This is a genomic window from Streptomyces sp. NPDC026500, assembly GCF_055567635.1.
The window spans coordinates 170905-189871 of the sequence record NZ_JBVHQB010000010.1 but is presented as its reverse complement, the minus strand read 5'-3'; the positions used below and the strand labels follow the sequence as shown (position 1 = coordinate 189871).

The window sequence follows — 18967 nt, the reverse complement described above, 5'->3', positions numbered from 1 at the left end:
GTCACCCGCCGGCGGTCCTCGGCTCGGTCATCCGGCGGGCGGCCTCGACGACCGCCGAGCGGTGCAGGGCCGCCAGCCGCTGCGCCGACCAGGACTGTGCGACCTCCTCGGGGTCGACGCCCTCGGCCGCCCAGAACCACGCCTGGGCCGCGGCCAGAACCATGGTCAGAAGATCGCCGGGCTCCATCTCCTGGGTGACCTCGCCACGGTGCTGCGCGTCGGCCACCTCCGCCGCTTTGCGCCGGAAGGCGTTCGGTTCGAGTCCGGTGGCGGAGGGGCGCTCCAGCAGTTTCCATAGCCGTAGGCGCATCAGGTCCGGCCGGGCGACGAGGTGGTCGAAGACCGCGCCGGCGTACCCGGGCAGGTCCTCGGCGTCGAAGGGCACCGATTCGACTTCGCCGGACACCGGCGGCCGGGGCCCACCCGCGCGAGCACCGTGCAGTGGATGCTGGTTCACCTGCCGCTCACGGCCGCGGTGGCCGTCATGGGCGCCGCGATGAGCGGCCTCGTGGAACACGCCCACGACAGCCGGACCCCCGCCGGCACGGCCTGGGTGCTCGGCGGGGGTGCGGCCCTCGTGCTGTGCACGACGATGCTGGTCGCGAGTTCCCTGCGCGTCTGGCGTCCGGACCGCGGGCTCTACCGGCCGCTGGCCGGTACCTGCGTCGCCGTGGCGGTCGTATGTGTGGGAGTCGGTGCCGCACGCCCGGCTCCACTCTTTCTCGGCCTCGCCCTCGTCCTCCTTCTCAGCGTCCCCTGGGGACTTGCCGTGGCCTACCGCCTGTCCCACGAGGAGGGGTCCGCGGCCGGGGAAGCACCGGAGGTCGCGGAACATCAGGACGACAACCGGCGCAAGGACCCTCGCGAGTAGCGGACGTCGTCCCCGCCGTCGGCTACGCGTCGCCGAACCGGTCCCGCAGTTCCCGCTTGAGGATCTTTCCGCTGGCGTTGCGGGGCAGTTCGTCCACGAACAGGACGCGTTTGGGTGCCTTGAAGTGGGCGAGCTTCTCGCGTGCGTGGGCGATCAGTTCGTCCTCGGTGACCTCGCCCCGCGGAACGACGACCGCGGTGACGGCCTCGATCCAGCGCTCGTCGGGGAGCCCGACGACCGCCACCTCGGCGACCTGCTGATGGGTGTACAGCGCGTCCTCGACCTGCCGCGAAGCGACCAGCACACCACCGGAGTTGATGACGTCCTTCACCCGGTCCACGACCGTGAAATACCCGTGGGCGTCGCGCACGGCGAGGTCCCCCGAGTGGAACCAGCCGTCGCGGAACGCCTCGGCCGTCTCCTCGGGCTTGTCCCAGTAGCCCTCGCACAACTGCGGTGAGCGGTAGACGACTTCGCCCGGCGTCCCGTCCGGCGCGTCCTTGCCGTCCTCGTCGACGACCCGCGCGTCCACGAACAGCACCGGGCGTCCGCAGGAGTCCATCCGGCCCTTGTGTTCGTCGGGTCCCAGCACAGTGGCCAGAGGGCCGATCTCGCTCTGGCCGAAGCAGTTGTAGAAGGCCAGCTTCGGCAGCCGTGCGCGCAGCCGTTCCAGGACGGGGACCGGCATGATCGACGCCCCGTAGTACGCCTTGCGCAGGCCGCTCAGGTCGCGGTCGGTGAAGTCGGGGCGGTTCGAAAGGCCGATCCACACGGTGGGCGGGGCGAACAGGCTGTCCGCGCGGCCGGCCTCGATCAGGTCGAAGAGCTGACCGGCGTCCGGTGCGTCGAGGATGGTGTTCGATGCGCCGACCGCGAGATAGGGCAGCAGGAACACATGCATCTGCGCCGAGTGGTAGAGCGGCAGCGAATGGACCGGCCGGTCCCCGGCGCTCAGATCGAGAGCGGTGATCGCGCTCAGGTACTCGTGCACCAGGGCGCGGTGCGTCATCATCGCGCCCTTGGGCAGTGCGGTGGTGCCCGACGTGTAGAGCAGCTGCACGAGCGTGTCACCGCGCGGCTCGTCACCGTCGTACGGGGGTGCCGTGTCCAGGCGTGCGAGGAACGAGTCGTCGGTGTCGCGCAGCAGCAGGGTCCGTACGCCCTCCGGGAGCCGGCCGGCGAGGTCGGGGTCGGTCAGGACCAGGGTGCTGCCCGACTGGCCGACGATGTAGGCGAGGTCGTCGCCGGTCAGGTTCTGGTTCACCGGCACATGCACGAGTCCCGCGCGGGCGCAGGCGAGGAAGCCGATCAGATAGGCGTCCGAGTTGTGGCCGTAGGCGCCCACGCGGTCCCCCGGGGACAGCCCCTCGTCGAGGAGGACGGTCGCCGCGCGGGAGACGGCTTCGTCGAGTTCCGCGTACGTCCAGGAGCGATCTCGGTAGTCGACGGCGCGCCGCGCCGGTGTGCGCCGGGCGCTGCGGCGCAGCACCCCGTCGACCGTACTGCCGTGTCCAGGCTTCATGACACGTGATCCTCGATCCGCGGAAGGGCGAGGTCAAGTGAGGCGGCGTGGCGCGACAGCCCTGGAAGGGGAACCGGGTCACATCGCTCGCGTGTGGCCCTCCCAGTAGGGATCGCGCAGCCGTCGCTTGTACAGCTTTCCGTTGGGATCGCGGGGCATGGTCGCGATGAAGTCGACGCTCTTGGGCCGCTTGTACCCGGCGAGTCGGCGCTCGCAGTGGCCGAGGATGTCGGCGGCGAGCGCCGGACCGGGTTCGTGGCCGGGGGCGGCCTCGACCACGGCCTTGACCTCCTCGCCCCAGTCGTCGTGCGGGATACCGAAGGCGGCCGCGTCCGCGACGGCGGGGTGGGAGAGCAGGGCCGCCTCGATCTCGGCCGGGTAGATGTTGACCCCGCCCGAGATGATCATGTCGATCTTGCGGTCGCGGAGGAAGAGATAGCCGTCCTCGTCGAGGCAGCCCAGGTCTCCGACGGTGAAGAAGTCCCCGATGCGGTTCTTCCGGGTCTTGGTCTCGTCCTTGTGGTACGAGAATCCTCCGGTGCTCATCTTCATGTAGACGGTGCCGAGTTCACCGGGCGGCAGCCGGTTGCCGTCGTCGTCGAAGACGGCCAGTTCGCTGATGGGCCATGCCTTGCCGACGGTGCCGGGCTTCTTCAGCCAGTCCTCGGCGGTCGCGAAGGCTCCGCCGCCCTCGCTGGCCGCGTAGTACTCCTCGACGCTGTCGCCCCACCACGCGATCATGGCTCGTTTCACATGGTCGGGGCAGGGGGCCGCGCCATGGATGGCGTGCCGCATCGAGGAGACGTCGTAGCGGGCCTTCACCTCGTCGGGGAGGGCCAGCAGTCGGTGGAACTGGGTCGGCACCATATGAGTGTGGGTGCAGCTGTGTGCGTCGATGACACGCAGCATCTCCTCGGGCGTCCACTTGTCCATCAGCACCAGCCGATGCCCGATGTGCAGGGACGCGCCGGCGAACTGGAGCACCGCCGTGTGGTAAAGCGGCGAGCACACGAGGTGGACGTTGTCGTCGAAGGGTTTGATGCCGAAGATGCCGAGGAAGCCGCCGAGGTACGACTCCTCGGGGAGTTTGCCGGGCAGCGGGCGCCGGATGCCGCGCGGGCGGCCCGTGGTGCCCGAGGTGTAGTTCATGACCCAGCCGAGAATGCGCTCCGCGGGCGCGGACGTCGGCTGTCCGTCGAGGAGTTCGGCGTACGGCCTGAAGCCCTCGATCTCGCCGACTGCGTACCGCTGTTCCGCGGGCAGCTTCGCCTCGTCGGCCGCGTGCCGGGCGGCGTCGGCGAACCGTTCGTGGGCGATGAGGACCCTGGCTCCGGAGTCGGAGACGATCCAGGCGATCTCGGGGCCGACGAAGTGGTGGTTGACGGGGACGAGGTAGAGACCGGCCTGCGAGGCGGCGAGGTAGGCGACGAGGAGCTCGACGCCGTTGGGGAGCACGACCGCGAAGGAGTCGCCGCGCCGGAGGCCGGCGGCGCGCAGTCCGTGGACGAGCCCGTTGGCGGCCGCGTGCAGCCGTCCCGCGGTCCACTCCTCGCCGGTGGGGGTGACGAGGACGACGCGCTCGGGGTCGGCGGTGGCCTGGGCCCAGAAACCGTTGGGTGATGTGCTCATGCCTGTTCCCCCCTGCCCGCGATGCGGTTGATGCGGTCGACGGCTCGCTCGAAGCCCCGGGTCAGGTCGTCGAAGACCTCCTGGACGGAGCGTTCGCTGTTCATCCGGCCGACGATCTGCCCGACGGGTGTGCCGAGCAGCGGCTCCACCTCGTACTTCTGGATGCGGGAGACGGCGTCCGCGACCAGCAGTCCCTGGAGAGGCATGGGCAGTGTGCCGGGCCCGTTCGGGTCGTCCCAGGCGTCGGTCCACTCGGTGCGCAGCTGGCGTGCGGGTTTGCCGGTCAAGGCGCGAGAGCGGACCGTGTCACCGGAACCGGCGGCCAGCAGTTTCCGGGTGACGGCGGGCGAATGCATGTCGGCCTCGGTGACGGTCAGCCAGACCGACCCGAGCCACACTCCCTGGGCGCCGAGGCTGAGCGCGGCGGCCACCTGCTGTCCGCTGCCGATGCCGCCCGCCGCCAGGACCGGCAACGGGCCGACGGCGTCGACGACTTCGGGCGTGAGCACCATCGAGGCGATCTCCCCGGTGTGTCCGCCGGCCTCGTAGCCCTGCGCGACGACGACGTCGATGCCCGCCTCGGCGTGCTTGCGCGCGTGCCGGGCGCTGCCCGCGAGGGCCGCGACGAGCACGCCCTGGGCATGGGCGCGCTCGACGACATCGGCGGGCGGTGAACCCAGGGCGTTGGCGAGCAACTTGATCGGATAGTCGAAGGCGACGTCGAGCTGGCCGCGGGCGACCTGTTCCATCCAGCCCGTGATGCGCCAGCCGGACGCCTCGCCCTCGGCGAGTTCGGGCACGCCGTACTTGGCGAGGGTGTCCTTGACGTACTGCCGGTGCCCTTCGGGGATCATCGCCTCGACGTCGGCCTCGCTGACGCCCTCGACCTTCTTCGCGGGCATGACGACGTCCAGGCCGTAGGGCCTGCCGTCGACGTTCGCCTCGATCCAGTCGAGGTCGCGTTCGAGGTCGACGGGGGCTGTGTAGCGGACCGCGCCGAGCACACCGAATCCGCCCGCGCGACTGATGGCCGCGGCGACGGCGGGAAACGGCGTGAAGCCGAAGATGGCGTGCTCGACTCCCAGTTCCTTGCTCAGCTCCGTCTGCATGGGCGCAGGATGCCGCAGACGTCCGGACGAGGGAAGGCCTTTTCTGATACTCCGTCAGATCTCTTTAGGCCTGCCGGGGAGGGTTGACACGCCCGCCCCTGACGAGAAAGTTTCACTCGGCACGGCAGACCCGGAAAGATACTTTCAGGCGACGCGAGCGAGAGGCTTCTCGATGACCGAAGGCGCGAAAGGCAGGACGGAAGGCGAGCGGGCCGGAACGGGGGGCGACCGGGCCGGAACGGGCGGCGCGCTGACCCGTCGTCAATGGGGCAGGGGCTTACTGGCCGTGGGCGGGACGCTGGCCCTCGCGCCCTTCCCGGCGGGCCCGGCGGCGGCCTCGACGGGGAACGGCCGCCAGACCCTGAAGCACGGTACCCCCGGACAGGCCGGACTGCTCGCCGGCCATCTGCGCCAACTGGTCGCGGACGCCGAGACGTTCCTCGACCCCTCCCCCAAGTACCCCTGGTACGCCGGAGCCGTCCTGCTCGCCGGGCGCGGCGGCACCGTGGCCCTGCACCAGCCGATCGGCATGGCCGTGCGCTACGCGGCGTACGACGAGAAGACGGACACCGGTGTGGAGTTCCCCGCCGACCGGCAGATCCCGGCGGCGATGGACACGGTCTACGACCTCGCCTCCGTCTCGAAGCTGTTCACCTCGATCCTCGCCGTGCAGCAGATGGAGCGCGGCGCCCTGGAGCTGGAGGCCACCGTCGCCTCGTACCTCCCGGAGTTCGCGGGCGGCGGCAAGAAGGACATCACGATCCGTCAACTGCTCACCCACACCTCCGGGTTCCGCTCCTGGATCCCCCTGTACAAGGCGCCGACCCACGAGGGAAAGCTCCAGCTCATCTGGGACGAGGTCCCGCTCCATCCGCCCGGCACCGCCTACCTCTACTCCGACCTGAACCTGATCTCGCTCCAACTGGTCCTGGAGAGGATCACCGGCCGGACCCTCGACACACTCCTGCGCGACGAGATCACCGGCCCCCTCGGCATGGACCGCACCCGCTACAACCCGCCCGCCTCCTGGAAGCCGGAGATCGCCGCGACCGAGGACGCCCGGCTGCCCTGGTCGGGACTGGACCGCGGGCTCGTGTGGGGTGAGGTCCACGACGAGAACGCGTACTCCCTGGGCGGGGTCGCCGGTCACGCGGGCGTCTTCTCCCGCGCCTGGGACCTGGCGATCCTCGGCCGTACGCTACTGAACGGCGGTGCGTACGGCAGGACGCGCATCCTGAGACCGGAGACGGTGGACCTGATGTTCACCGACTTCAACACCGCTTTCCCGGGCGACGAGCACGGCCTGGGCTTCGAGCTCGACCAGCACTGGTACATGGGCGCGATGGCGACACCGCGCACGGCGGGCCACACCGGCTTCACCGGCACCTCGCTCGTCCTCGACCCGACGACCGACTCCTTCCTGATCGTCCTCGGCAACTCCGTCCATCCCGTGCGCAATTGGCGATCCGGCTCCGCTCCCCGGGTCGCCGCCGGGAACAACCTGGCGCGGGCCGTCCCGGTGCGTCCCGTGCGCGGTCGTACCTCCTGGTTCTCGGGGATGGCGAGCGCGACGACGGCGACACTCACACTGCCCGCGCTCGACACCTCCGCGGCGCCCACGCGCCTCGACTGCGCGCTGTGGTGGGACACCGAGCCCCTGTCGGACGTCCTGTTCCTGGAGTCCTCGACCGACGACGGTACGACCTGGCAGCCGGTCCCCTTCACGACCCGGCGACGGTCCGAGGACCCGGAGGACCATCCGGCGGGTACGGCCACCGGCTGGTCGGGGCGGGTGTGGCACCGGCTCGGCGCGAACCTGCCGAGCGCGCCGGCGCTCTCGCTGCGCTGGCGGTACACGACCGACCGGCTGTACGTCGGCCGCGGCGCGTACGTCGACGCCCTGCGGGTCGAGGCCGCAGGGCTCGTCGTCTTCGACGAGACGCGCCCGGCGGACGCGGGGCGGATCTCGGCCGTCGGCTGGGTGCAGTCCCGCGACTGACGGCAGGTCGGCGGGGGCGCCCGCGCACGACCGCCTCCGCCGACACCCGCGGCGACACCCGCGGCGCCCACCGAAATCCCGACTCGCCGAGGCTGCCGACGCCACCCGCGCCCTCGGGGCACTCCGGGCGCGGGCGGCGCGGGCGGCGCGGGCGGCGCGGGCGGCCTAGCCTCCCTGGCCCAGGGACTCCAGTACGGCCTTCGCGGCGTTGTGGCCCGGCACTCCGCTCACCCCGCCGCCGCGTACCGCGCCCGCCCCGCACAGCAGCACATTCGCGTGCCGGGTCTCGACGCCCCAGCGGCCCGTGCCCTCCTGGGCGTACGGGAAGGCGAGGTCGCGGTGGAAGATGTTGCCGCCGGGCAGGCGCAGGTCCCGCTCCAGGTCGAGCGGGGTCTTCGCCTCGATGCACGGCCGCCCGTCCGCGTCGGTGGCCAGGCAGTCGGCCAGCGGCTCGGCGAGGTGCGCGTCCAGCTGGGCCAGCGTCGACTTCAGCAGCTCCTCCCGTACGGCGTCGTTGTCCCGCTCGAAGAGCCGGGCGGGCGTGTGGAGGCCGAAGAGCGTGAGGGTCTGATATCCCTGCTCGACGAGGTCCGGGCCGAGGATGCTGGGGTCGGTGAGCGAGTGGCAGTAGATCTCGGACGGCGGCGCGACCGGCAGTTCACCGGCCGCGGCCTGCGCGTGGGCGGTCGCCAGCTGCTCGTAGCCCTCGGCGACGTGGAAGGTCCCGGAGAACGCCTCGCGGGGGTCGACGGAGGTGTCACGGAGCCTCGGCAGCCGCTTGAGCAGCATGTTCACCTTGAGCTGGGCGCCCTCGGCGGGGGTCGGCGGCTCGTCTCCGGTGAGGTGCGCGAGCTCCTGCGGCGAGGCGTTCACCAGGACGTGACGGGCCGCGACGACGCCCTCGCCGTCGGCGGTCCGGTAGGTGATCTCGGCGGACTCGCCGTCGGTGTCGATCCGCAGCACTTCGTGGCCGGTGGCGATCACCGCGCCCGCGGCGCGTGCCGCGCCGGTGATCGCGTCGGTGAGGGCGCCCATCCCGCCGACGGGCACGTCCCAGGCTCCGGTGCCGCCGCCGATCACGTGGTACAGGAAGCAGCGGTTCTGCCGCAGCGACGGGTCGTGGGCGTCGGCGAAGGTGCCGATGAGCGCGTCGGTGAGAACGACACCGCGTACGAGGTCGTCGGTGAAGTACTCCTCGACGGCCGTGCCGACCGGCTCCTCGAAGAGGATCCGCCAGGCCTCCTCGTCGTCGACGCGCGTCCTCAGTTCCTCGCGGGTGGGCAGCGGTTCGGTGAGGGTCGGGAACACGCTCCGGGCGACGCGGCCGGTCATCCCGTAGAAGCGCTGCCACGCCTCGTACTCGCGCTCCGATCCCGTCAGCCGGGCGAACGCCTCGCGGGTGCGCCGCTCGCCGCCGCCGACGAGCAGCCCGGTGGGCCGTCCGTCGCGCTCGACGGGCGTGTACGAGGAGACCGTGCGGCCCCGGACCCGGAAGTCGAGCCCCAGGTCCCGCACGATCTTCCGGGGCAACAGGCTCACCAGGTACGAGTAGCGCGACAGCCGCGCGTCGACTCCGGCGAAGGGCCGGGTGGACACGGCGGCGCCGCCGGTGTTCCCCAGGCGCTCCAGCACGAGCACGGACCGACCGGCCCGCGCCAGGTAGGCGGCGGCGACCAGTCCGTTGTGGCCTCCGCCGACGATCACGGCGTCATATCCCTCGTGTACAGGCATGGTTCTTCGTAGCACGTGATGATCTACGTCGGCCAGAGGTGCGCGGCAAGCGGCGGGCAACCGTACGGGGACGCGCGGACGTCTCGGACTGCGGGCCGCCTGCCCACGTCGAGGCGACCGCTCCGGCCGCGGGGCCGCGCCCGTGCCGCGCAAGAATGCGGGCGCGACCCGTCGGCGCGACCGTTCAGCGCGGCCGCCGCGTGTTGAGCCGGGCGGCCTGGCGCGTCAGGTGGTCGCGCTCGGCGAGGTTGGGCGCCTTCCGTGCCGCCTCGGCGTACAGCCGTGCCGCCGTCGCCAGGTCGCCGTCGCGCTCGTGGAGGTACGCCGCCACCGCGGTGTGCCGGGGCAGCTGGTCATGCAGCGCCGCGAGGGCCGCCAGGCCGGCGCGCGGCCCGTCCGCCTCACCGACGGCCACCGCGCGGTTGAGCCGGACGACCGGGCTGTCGGTCAGGCGCGCGAGCTCGTCGTACCACTCGACGATCTGTACCCAGTCCGTCTCCTCGGCGGTGGGCGCGTCGGCGTGGAGGGCCGCGATGGCGGCCTGGGCCTGGAACTCGCCCAGCCGGTCGCGGGCGAGGGCCGCCTGGAGGATCCCGACGCCCTCGGCGATCGACTCGGTGTCCCACCGCCCGCGGTCCTGTTCGGCGAGCGGCACCAGGCTGCCGTCGGGCGCGGTCCGGGCGGCGCGCCGGGCGTGGTGGAGCAGCATGAGGGCGAGCAGCCCCGCCGCCTCGGGGTGGTCGATCGCGGCCGCGAGCTGCCGGGTGAGCCGGATGGCCTCGGCGGCGAGGTCGACGTCGCCGGAGTAGCCCTCGTTGAAGACCAGGTAGAGGACGCGGAGCACGGTGGCGACATCGCCGGGCTGGTCGAACCGCACGCCGGAGACGGTGCGCTTGGCCCTGCTGATGCGCTGCGCCATCGTCGGCTCGGGCACCAGGTAGGCCTGGGCGATCTGGCGGGTGGTGAGCCCGCCGACGGCGCGCAGGGTGAGCGCGACGGCGGACGACGGCGTGAGCGCCGGGTGGGCGCACAGGAAGTAGAGCTGGAGCGTGTCGTCCACCGTCGGCGCGGGTCCGGGTGCCGGCTCCTCGTCGACGAGGTCCTCGCGCCGGCGACGGGCGGCGTCCGCCCGGGTCGCGTCGAGGAACCGGCGCCAGGCCACGGTGACCAGCCAGCCCTTCGGGTCCCGCGGCGGGTCGGCCGGCCAGACGCGGACCGCCTCGACGAGCGCGTCCTGCACGGCGTCCTCGGCCGCCGCGAAGTCGGCTCCGCGGCGGACGAGGATCCCGAGCACGCTCGGTGTGAGGCTCCGGAGCAGGACGTCGTTCACTTCAGAGTGCACTCCGTGACCGTGGGGTGCGCGCCCAGGAAGGGACGCAGTTCGAGCCACTCGTGGATCGGCTCGCCGCCCTTGCCGGGCGCGGCCGACAGTTCCCCGGCCAGTTCGACGGCGCGCTCGTAGGTGTCGACGTCGATCACCATCCAGCCGGCGATGAGGTCCTTGGTCTCGGCGAACGGGCCGTCGGTGACCGGCGGGCGGCCCTCGCCGTCGTACCGGACGAACGCCCCCTCGGCGGCGAGCGCCTGGCTGTCGACGAACTCGCCGCTCTTCTCGAGCCGGGCCGCGAAGTCGTTCATGTACTGCACGTGCGCCGAGATCTCCTCGGGTGTCCACTGGTCCATGGGCACGTCGTTGACCGGAGCCGGGGCGCCACGGTAGTGCTTGAGCAGCAGGTACTTGGCCATGGTGTTTCTCCTCGTACTGGTGCGATCCATTGTGGTCGCGTTCACTGCTGGGACGGAGCGGGCCACGGGTTCTCGACATCACCGGCCACGTTTTTTTGGTTCTCGTGGACGAGTCCGGGTGAGCGGCGGCGTGGCGGTCGGCCCCGCGGTCAGCGTCCTCCGGCCGCCCGCTGTTGCCTCAGGGCTGCCACCCTGCGGTACAGCTCCACCGCCTCCTGCCCGTGCCCCAGCTGCTCCAGGCAGTGCGCTTCGTCGTTGCGGCTGGCGAGGGTATCGGGATGGTCGGCGCCGAGCACGCGCTCGCGGGCGGCGGCGACGCGCCGGTACTCGGTGAGGGCGTCGGCCCAGCGGCCGAGCCAGCCGAGCCCGACGGCCACCTCGCGGCGGCTGACGAGGGTGTCGGGATGATCGGCGCCGAGCACGCGCTCGCGGATGGCGCAGACGTCACGGGACTCGGCGAGAGCCTCCTCCCAGCGGCCCAGGCGACCGAGGTTCACGCCGAGCCCGTGCCGCGCCCGCAGGGTCTCGGGATGCGCGGCGCCCTGTGCCCGGGTGCGGTCGTCGACGAGAGAGCGGTACAGCTCCAGTGCCTGCGCGCTGCGGCCGAGCCGGCCGAGGCTGATGCCCACCTCGTAGCGGGCGGCGAGCGTGTCCGGATGGTCCGGGCCCAGGGCCTGCGCACGGGCCCCGGCCACCTCCTGGTAGGTGAGCAGCGCCTCGGTCCAGCGCCCCAACTGGCCCAGGGCATAGGCGACTTCGTAGCGGGTGACGAGCGTGTCGGGGTGGGCCGGGCCGAGCACCCGGGCGCGGGCTGCTGCGACCTCGCTCGCCATGCGGTACGAGTCCTCCAGGCGTCCTAGCCTGCTGAGGTTGAAGGCGAGATTGTGGCGGCAGCGAAGCGTGTCCGGATGGTCGGGGCCCATCGCGCGCTCCCGGGCCGAGAGCACCGACGTGTAGGCCTGGTGCGCCTCGTAGTGACGGCCCAACTGGCCCAGCACGTAGGCCATTTCCTGCCGAGCGGCCAGGGTGTCGGGATGCTCGGCGCCGAGCACCCGCTCCCTGGCCTGGGCGACGCGCGCGTACTCGCCGAGAGCCTCGGCGGGGCGTCCGGTGCGGCTGAGGGTGAAGCCGACCTCGTAACGGCTGGCGAGCGTGTCCGGGTGATCGGGCCCGAGCAGATGCTCCCGTTCGGCGGCGACCGAGCGGTGCACCTCGCCCGCCTCGGTCCACCGGCCGAGCCGCCCGAGGCTCAGTCCGGCGTTGTGCCGCCCCGCCAGGGCGGTGAGCGCCTCCGGTGCGGGGGTGGGCCGTGCGCTGCGACCCGCCGCGGGCGCGACAGCGGTGGAGGGGCGGGCCGTCCACTCACCGGTGAGGCCGCCGGAGGCGTCCGGCGGGGTGGCGCGCAGTCCCGCGCCGGTGGCCTTGTGGCCGGTGGTCATGCCCTGGGTCCAGGACGGCAGCCGGGGTGCGCGGGAGGGCGGCTGCTCGGGTCGGGACGGGCCCCGGGGCCCAGGAGAGTGCTGCCCCCTGGCGGGGTGCGGCAGGGCCGGAGCGACCACCGTCGGCACGTACATCGGCGTGGTGCGTCCGGCGCTGATGCGGCGGGCGAGCTCACGGGCGTCCCGCGGCCGCTGCTCGGGCCGTTTGGCGAGCAGGTCGAGGATGATCCGCTCCAGGTACTCGGGGATTTCGGCCCGGTGGCTGCGCGGCGGCTCGGGCACGGTGTCGCGGTGGCCGACGAGGACGGCCCAGGCGTCGTCGAGGTCGAACGGCGGTGCTCCGGTGGCGATTTCGTAGAGCACGCACCCGAAGGAGTACAGGTCGCTGCGCTGGTCGACCTCCGAGCCACCGATCTGTTCCGGCGACATGTAGTGCGGGGTGCCCATGGCGATGCCGGTGCCGGTGAGCCGCGAGGTGAATCCGATGTCGTGGCCGAGGCGGGCGATGCCGAAGTCGCAGATCTTCACGGTGCCGTCGGTCAGCCGCATGATGTTCGCCGGCTTCAAGTCACGGTGCACGATGCCCTGTTGGTGGGTGTACGCGAGCGCGGCGGTCACCTGGTCGGCGATGTCGACGATTTCGGCGACCGCGAGCGGATGGTGGTGGTTCTCCTCCAGGAGCTGGCCGAGGTTGTGTCCCTCCAGCAGTTCCATCACCAGGTACAGCACACCGTCGGACTCGCCGAAGTCGTGGACGACGGTCACACCTCGGTGCTGAAGGGCCGCGGCGACCCGGGCCTCGCGCCGAAATCGTTCGCGCAGGACGCGGGTGAAGGACGGGTCGTGGTGCGGGCCGAGCGGCTTGAGGCACTTGACGGCCACCTGGCGGCCCAGCGATTCGTCCCGCGCCCGCCACACCTCGCCCATGCCGCCGCGCCCGATCGGATCGAGGAGCCGGTAACGCTCCTGGATCAGCCTGCTCTCCGCCATCTCGAGTGATCGCCCCCGTCACTGCTCAGCCCCGAGCCCCCCGGCCCCGTCCAGTATGACGAGCTATCTGCCGACTTTGTACGGCGCCGGGCGCGAGCCGGGGCCGAGCCGTGACATGGCCGAGAGAATGTGTTTGGGCGGGAGTTGCCAGCGCAGCCGTGCGGGGACACAGCGCAGCGTGGTGCCCGTGACGCGCAGCCGCCGGGTCACCGCCGCGGGCGACGGCGCCGCCCTGCCGTACAACACGTGGGCGTACGGCGGCAGAGCGGCGTACGCGAGCCCGGCCACGCGCCGCCACAGCAGTGCGCGCGCCGGTACGAGCAGCGGGTGTACGGGCGGGCGCCGGAGGAAGTCGTCGACTTCGCGGGCTTCGGGGCCCGCGGCGAGTTCGGGGAGCGTCTTCTCGATGTGCGCGGCCAGTTCGGCCCGGTTCGCCGGCACCTGGTCGGGGTCGAGCCCCACCAGCCGCGCGCCGACCCGGTGTTCCCGGATGTAGCGGTCGGCCTGCGCGTCCGTGAGCCGGAAGCCGGAACGCCGCAGGACGTGCAGATAGGAGTCGATCTCCGTGCAGTGCACCCACAGCAGCAGTTCTGGATCGTCGACCCCGTAGCACTCACCGGTGTCCGGGTCGGTGGCGGTGAGCATCCGGTGAATCGTCCGGACCCGGGCCGCTGCCCGCTCCGCGGCCTCGACGGTCCCGTACGTCGTCGTTCCGACGAAGTTCGCGGTGCGCTTCAGCCGGCCCCAGGCGTCGTTCCGGAAGTCGGAGTTCTGCACGACAGCGCGTACGACGCGCGGGTGCAGGGCCTGAAGGTAGAGCGCGCGGATCCCGGCGACCCACATCATGGGGTCACCGTGCATCTGCCAGGTGACCGATTCGGGGCCGAAGAGTCCGGGGTCGGCGACTCCAGTGAGATCCATTCCGTCAGGTGTGCCCAGAACCGACAGCCGGCACACGTGGCGGCGGGGCGCCACGGCCTGGCAGCCTTTGCGCCCTCCTGGACCCATGTCGCAGGCGCTCGATTGTTCCGCGGGTGCTCACGAAGTCTCCCGCGACGCGATCCCATCACCCACCCGGACGATGCCCGCTTCAAGGGCGCGCCGCACGGCACCTCCTTGTCGCAGAGCACCACCTCGAGGCCGGGCTTCGTGAGGTCTTCGAGGCGGCCAGGCTGGCTCCGTAATTGCCGGCTCCTTCCAGAGCCCGGCATCGGCGGCCGGGAACGTGCCGGCAGGCGAAGTCCGGCAGGCGAAGTCCGGCAGGCGAAGTCCGGCAGGCGAAGTCCGGCAGGCGAAGTCCGGCAGGCGAAGTCCGGCAGGCGACGATAGCCCCATGCGTTGGCCCAGTTCGACCTGGCGACCGCGTCCAGAGGCTCGAATCAGCGCCGGTCTCGGCGGTCGTCCCGGCGGTCTTCACGGTCATCGCGGCGGTCCTCGCGACGGTCACTGCGGCGACCGACCCCGTGGGCGACGACAACTGCCGTGCCCGCGACAGCCGCTGTGCGAACGACAGGGCGGTCGATGACCCCGCGTCGTCCTCTGCGCATGGGTCCGAGAGGCATCTCATTCTCCTTCTTCGTCGGCTTCGATCGAGGCCAGGATGGCCTGGATCGGAATACGTCCGTTGGCGATGAGCTGGCCTCCCGAGCGGCGTGCGGCGGATGCGAAGGGCCCCGCCCACACGTTCTCCCAGACCAGTACCCCGGCTGTCGTACCGGGCTCCATGGCTGCGGCCAGGTTGACCACGTCCTCTTCCGCGAGCAGGCCGGCCAGCTGCGCCTCCGCGGCGCGGAGTTCGCCCACGCTGTCCGGGGCATCGACCTCCATCACGTCGAGCTCGCCGTCTGCCCCCTTCGTCAGGATGACCAGGTCCAAGACCCGGATGGTCCCCGAGGTGACCAGCTTGTCGAGCTCTGCGGCCATCTCGCCGGTGAAGTGCGAGGTGTCCGGCGGGAATTCGACGACGACATAGTCGACCGGTCCCAGTTCGTCGGTGTCAGGAGATGTCATTTTTCTGCGTCCGTTCTCTCGATGAGCACCCATTCGGGGTCAAGGGCCTTTTCGGCAGCCGACAGCTCTGAGACCTCACGCTCGGACTTGCCCGCCTCTTCGCCCGGCCGATCACTGAGGGCGCACATTGATGAAGGTGTCGGCGGTGATGAGCACGGTGGCCCCGAAATGGTGGAGGGTCCAGCAGAGGAAGTCGGCGATCACGGCAAGCCCCGCGGGCGCGATCCCGCGCCACTGGTACGACGCGCCGTCGGCGAGGGCCATGAGGATGCCCAGAATGAGGCGGTTCTGCCTCTCGGTCCATCATTGAGGTGCAAGCCGCATCGACCCTGCCGAGAGGGTGCGGGAGCGGATTTTCACTGGTCGGCGTGGGTCCCTCGGCTTTCAGCTGCCAGCCTCGCACGGTAGCGCCACGCCCGCATCCTGGCCGAAGTCCCAGTCCGGAGACGGCAGATGCCGTCTGTTCGACCGCGAGATGCCGGCCCGGACTTGGCTGTGTTCCATATGGCCGAGGGGATCGGTCGACGCCGAGGCATCACCTGACCGCTCCTCCTCCGGCCCACAAGAACGGCCGGTTTCCTCAAATCCTGGAGCAATTTCCGGAGCCGGAGCAGAACCATGGGGAAGCCGAGAGCGGAGCCGATGACGTCGTCGACGCCTGTGTGAAGGAAGTCCTCCCAGCCCGGGCAGCCATCCCACCACGGGCAGTTCCCCGGCGCCGTCGTGGACGTGCAGCCGACCGATGTCACCGGCGACAGGCGGACTGTGGAGGCCCTCCGGAGTATCCGGAGGGCCTCCACCACCGTGGCGGGGTCGTTCACGGCGGGGAACAGCGCGCGCAGGGCGATGTCGGCCAGGAGACGGAAGGCGCAACTGCGTCGTGCCTGTTGGTCCGATCAGGTATGCAGGCGACTGTTGGCGCCGTCCTGATCGCCGGCACCCTCGTCGTTGAACCAGTAGTCCCCCGCGGCCAGGTACCGGAAGGAGTGCGTGCTCTTGGACGGCAGCTCGACCGTGACGGCACGTTTGCCGTCCTTGCGCGGGCGCAGGGTGTGGACACCGGGCTGCCAGTCGTTGAAGTCGCCGACCACGCTGACCGGTCCGGGCGGGGAGTCGACAGGAAGGACGAAGGTGATCTCGGTGCGGTCCTTGCGCAGCGTGCGTTCCAGCATGGGCTCTGCTCCTGACGGCGCGGGTGGGTGGGCGGGCGGGATCGCCTCCATTTTCGGTACTGAGGCCGCGGACGGCACTCCGACGCATCCGCTCGAGCCGCAGACCACCCTCCAGTCACGCTCGCCAAAGGGAAATCGTGCGTTCTGAGACCCTGAGCCGCGAGCAGATCGATCGCCTGAGCCAGGACATCGCCGACGCGTGTCGCACTCCGGACGACAAGGGTGCGACCCATGGGACCGAGCGGGCCCGGGTCAAGCGCGGCACCGGCTACTGAGGCACCTCCGCCACCCGGTTGCACACACCTGCTCGTTCTGAGGGCGCCTCCACCGCGAACCCTGCCTCCGGTAGTTCTGCTGCACGTGCCGGATACGTGCCGGATCGAACGGTCAGCCACGTCGTGCAACTGGGCCCAGCCGAGGTCGAGTTGGATCGAACTCCTAAACCGGGTGTCGCAGGTTCGAATCCTGCCGGGGGCACATGGGCAAAGGCCCCGGACCGATCATGGCCCGGGGCCTTTGACAACCAGTTTTGACATCAACGAGCACGGTCACTGACGACCGGGGCGTTTCCTGAGCAGCCGGTCCACGTGACTCATGGCTTCACGCTGGGTGTCCTGCACGACGTGCGTGTATACGTCCATGGTGATGCTGATCTGAGAGTGGCCGAGGATCTCCATCATGACGCGGGGCGCGACCCCGGCCGCCGTGAGCAGGGTGGCCGTGCCGTACCGGGCGTCGTGCAGTCGGATCACGCGAAGGCCGGCGGACTCAGCGACGCGGGTGAAGGACCGGTAGACGTTCCGCGGCTCGACCTGCCGCCCGGTGCGGGTCGTGAAGACGTAGCCCGACTCGTGCCACCGCTCCCCTGCCCTGCCCCGTGCTGCCGCATCCGGTGCCGGCGCAGCGGGGCGATGCACAGCGCGGGCAACGGGACGACACGGCGACGACGGCTCTTGGGATCGTCGTCGTACAGGACGCCGCGACTGCGCTGAGTACCCAACGACCGACAGGATTTGCGGAGACGGCGCCTGCGGCCGGGCTGCCGCTCGCCTTCCATTGGGACGCATCGCAACGGCTACCGCACCCGGGGCTACGCCTTCCTCGCGACCCACCCGGGGACACTGAAGATCCGGCTGCCGGTCATGCCCTGGAGTTCGCCGGCCCGAACAGCATGCATCAGGTCATCGTCGAGCTGCCTGCCAGTCGCTCCGCCGCATCAAGGTCGTTCTTCGTCCCGACGCTTCGCCTGGCCGTGCTCTGCCGGTCGGTCACGCTCTTCCGGCCGGGGTCTTGCGCGCATGCGTCTCGATGATGCGACAGCCCGGGACTGCGGCAGCCGGTCCAGTGTGCGAGGAATGGACCATGCGCGACGTGGACTCTTTCGGCCAGCAAGCAACGGAGAAGCCGAGCACATGACACGAGACACTCCCTCCTGCTGCGCCCCCGGCCGCCGCCCGGAGGCGCCCGGTGATCCGGAAGCCTCGACTCTCTCGACACGGCCGGCCGAAAAGTCCGGCGTGCCCCCCGCCGGCCCGCGACCGATTCGGATGGACGGTGGCTGGTTCCGTATGGGGGCCGATGACGCGCTCGCCTACCTTGCGGACGGCGAAGGTCCGGTGCGACGGGTCCGGGTCAGCCCTTTCGCCATCGATCCGCACTGCGTCAGCAACGCCCGCTTCGCCTCGTTCGTGGCCGCCACCGGCCATGTCACCGATGCCGAGCGCTACGGGGCCTCGTTCGTCTTCAGCGGCCTGCTGCCCGACGACTTCCCGCCCACCCGGGCGGTCGCCGCCGCTCCGTGGTGGCGCGAGGTGCTCGGCGCCGACTGGAGGCACCCATACGGCCCCGGCTCCGACCTCGACGGGCGTGCGGAACACCCGGTGGTGCACGTTTCCTGGAACGACGCGCTCGCGTACTGCACCTGGGCCGGCCGAAGGCTGCCCACCGAGGCCGAGTGGGAGTATGCCGCCCGCGGCGGGCTCGAACAGCAGCCCTTCCCGTGGGGCGACGAACTCCGCTCCGGCGGCCGGCACCGGATGAACGTGTGGAACGGATCCTTCCCCGACCACAACACCCTTGAGGACGGCTACCTCGGCACCTGTCCCGTGGACGCCTTCCCCCCGAACGGCTACGGGCTCCACAACATGACCGGAAACGTCTGGGAGTGGACGGCCGACTGGTTCCACCCCGTCTGGCACGCCACCGGCCCCCGCGAGGACCCGGCCGGCCCACCGACCGGCATCGCCCGCGCGCTTCGCGGCGGCTCCTATCTCTGCCACGCCTCGTACTGCCGCCGCTACCGGGTCTCCGCCCGGATGCCCAACACGCCCGACTCCTCCACCGGCAACATCGGCTTCCGTTGCGCGGGCCCGGCTGATGGATGACCAACACAGAGGTCTCTCTGCGATGCTGAGGTCACTCGCGCTGGTCGACCTGCTCCGCAGGAGGCCGCGGCAGGCATCCGAGCGCGCGCTCGGATCGCTCGCACCGACCGAACGACCGCCGGAGGTCCCTCGGCATGCTTCCCCAGTTGCCGGCCTCGCACGGTAGCTGTAGGCCCGCATCCTGGCTGAAGTCCCGGCCCAGAGGCGGCAGATGCCGTCTGCGGATGGTGCGGCGGGGCGGCACAAACGCCCTTCATCGGTTGTCGCCCAAACGGGTCGCCGTATACCGCCGCGTACGCCGGCAGCAAACGACACCCGCATCGGCACACGTCCCGCCCACTACACCCGAGGCGTCTCTCTGGGCG

The 18967-nt window shown here is 71.2% G+C and carries 17 protein-coding genes and 1 pseudogene; 4 read left to right on the top strand and 14 right to left on the bottom strand.

Annotated elements, in window-relative coordinates; translation table 11 throughout:
* Position 1 precedes the first annotated feature (1 nt).
* Positions 2–406, bottom strand: a complete 405-nt coding sequence (locus tag ACZ4N5_RS20240) for a hypothetical protein (protein ID WP_467758432.1) — start codon at positions 404–406, stop codon at positions 2–4.
* Between ACZ4N5_RS20240 and ACZ4N5_RS20235 the strand changes: the two genes are divergently transcribed.
* Positions 332–871: a low temperature requirement protein A gene (locus ACZ4N5_RS20235; RefSeq protein ID WP_467758431.1), complete on the top strand. Its 540-nt coding sequence runs from the start codon at positions 332–334 to the stop codon at positions 869–871. The two genes, ACZ4N5_RS20240 and ACZ4N5_RS20235, sit on opposite strands and share 75 nt — an antisense overlap.
* 22 nt (positions 872–893) lie before the next feature.
* Here the strand turns inward: ACZ4N5_RS20235 and ACZ4N5_RS20230 are convergent, their stop codons facing one another.
* The 3 genes from ACZ4N5_RS20230 to ACZ4N5_RS20220 form a co-directional block, all read right to left on the bottom strand.
* Positions 894–2393, bottom strand: a complete 1500-nt coding sequence (locus ACZ4N5_RS20230; protein ID WP_467758430.1) for an acyl-CoA synthetase — start codon at positions 2391–2393, stop codon at positions 894–896.
* Positions 2394–2471: 78 nt separating this feature from the next.
* A complete protein-coding gene (locus tag ACZ4N5_RS20225; protein WP_467758429.1) occupies positions 2472–4022 on the bottom strand; it encodes an acyl-CoA synthetase in 1551 nt (516 codons plus the stop codon).
* Positions 4019–5131 (bottom strand): NAD(P)H-dependent flavin oxidoreductase, encoded by a 1113-nt coding sequence (locus ACZ4N5_RS20220; protein WP_467758428.1) that lies wholly within the window; start codon positions 5129–5131, stop codon positions 4019–4021. Before ACZ4N5_RS20220 ends, ACZ4N5_RS20225 begins: the two co-directional genes overlap by 4 nt.
* A gap of 172 nt (positions 5132–5303) precedes the next feature.
* Between ACZ4N5_RS20220 and ACZ4N5_RS20215 the strand changes: the two genes are divergently transcribed.
* Positions 5304–7130, top strand: coding sequence for a serine hydrolase domain-containing protein (locus tag ACZ4N5_RS20215; RefSeq protein ID WP_467758427.1), 1827 nt, complete (start codon positions 5304–5306; stop codon positions 7128–7130).
* A 165-nt stretch (positions 7131–7295) separates the two neighbouring features.
* Here ACZ4N5_RS20215 and ACZ4N5_RS20210 read toward each other — a convergent pair whose 3' ends face one another.
* From ACZ4N5_RS20210 to ACZ4N5_RS20170, 9 genes are all read right to left on the bottom strand, one after another.
* The gene (locus ACZ4N5_RS20210) at positions 7296–8861 is read right to left on the bottom strand and encodes a phytoene desaturase family protein (protein WP_467758426.1); all 1566 of its coding nucleotides are present in this window, start codon (positions 8859–8861) and stop codon (positions 7296–7298) included.
* Positions 8862–9045: 184 nt separating this feature from the next.
* Entirely contained in the window at positions 9046–10191 is a 1146-nt protein-coding gene (locus tag ACZ4N5_RS20205) for an RNA polymerase sigma factor (RefSeq protein WP_467758542.1), read from the bottom strand.
* The gene (locus tag ACZ4N5_RS20200; RefSeq protein WP_467758425.1) at positions 10188–10607 is read right to left on the bottom strand and encodes a YciI family protein; all 420 of its coding nucleotides are present in this window, start codon (positions 10605–10607) and stop codon (positions 10188–10190) included. The genes ACZ4N5_RS20205 and ACZ4N5_RS20200 overlap by 4 nt, the downstream gene beginning before the upstream one ends.
* Before the next feature lie 149 nt (positions 10608–10756).
* Positions 10757–13036, bottom strand: a complete 2280-nt coding sequence (locus ACZ4N5_RS20195) for a serine/threonine-protein kinase (protein WP_467758424.1) — start codon at positions 13034–13036, stop codon at positions 10757–10759.
* Positions 13037–13099: 63 nt separating this feature from the next.
* Positions 13100–13957: an oxygenase MpaB family protein gene (locus tag ACZ4N5_RS20190; protein WP_467758423.1), complete on the bottom strand. Its 858-nt coding sequence runs from the start codon at positions 13955–13957 to the stop codon at positions 13100–13102.
* Positions 13958–14599: 642 nt separating this feature from the next.
* On the bottom strand, positions 14600–15046 hold the full coding sequence (locus ACZ4N5_RS20185; protein ID WP_467758422.1) for a DUF6325 family protein: 447 nt from the start codon (positions 15044–15046) through the stop codon (positions 14600–14602).
* Positions 15047–15157: 111 nt separating this feature from the next.
* The gene (locus ACZ4N5_RS20180) at positions 15158–15310 is read right to left on the bottom strand and encodes a hypothetical protein (protein ID WP_467758421.1); all 153 of its coding nucleotides are present in this window, start codon (positions 15308–15310) and stop codon (positions 15158–15160) included.
* 92 nt (positions 15311–15402) lie between these two features.
* Complete coding sequence (locus ACZ4N5_RS20175) at positions 15403–15867, bottom strand: hypothetical protein (RefSeq protein WP_467758420.1); 465 nt, start codon at positions 15865–15867, stop codon at positions 15403–15405.
* A 75-nt stretch (positions 15868–15942) separates the two neighbouring features.
* Positions 15943–16218 (bottom strand): isoamylase early set domain-containing protein, encoded by a 276-nt coding sequence (locus ACZ4N5_RS20170; RefSeq protein ID WP_467758419.1) that lies wholly within the window; start codon positions 16216–16218, stop codon positions 15943–15945.
* Positions 16219–16355: 137 nt separating this feature from the next.
* Between ACZ4N5_RS20170 and ACZ4N5_RS20165 the strand changes: the two genes are divergently transcribed.
* Positions 16356–16493, top strand: coding sequence for a hypothetical protein (locus ACZ4N5_RS20165; protein WP_467758418.1), 138 nt, complete (start codon positions 16356–16358; stop codon positions 16491–16493).
* Between the two features lie 273 nt (positions 16494–16766).
* On the opposite strand, the pseudogene ACZ4N5_RS20160 reads toward ACZ4N5_RS20165, so the two are convergent.
* Positions 16767–17212, bottom strand: a pseudogene (locus ACZ4N5_RS20160) (tyrosine-type recombinase/integrase); the annotation flags it as partial.
* A 418-nt stretch (positions 17213–17630) separates the two neighbouring features.
* Between ACZ4N5_RS20160 and ACZ4N5_RS20155 the strand changes: the two are divergent.
* On the top strand, positions 17631–18602 hold the full coding sequence (locus ACZ4N5_RS20155; RefSeq protein WP_467758417.1) for a formylglycine-generating enzyme family protein: 972 nt from the start codon (positions 17631–17633) through the stop codon (positions 18600–18602).
* Positions 18603–18967 lie beyond the last annotated feature (365 nt).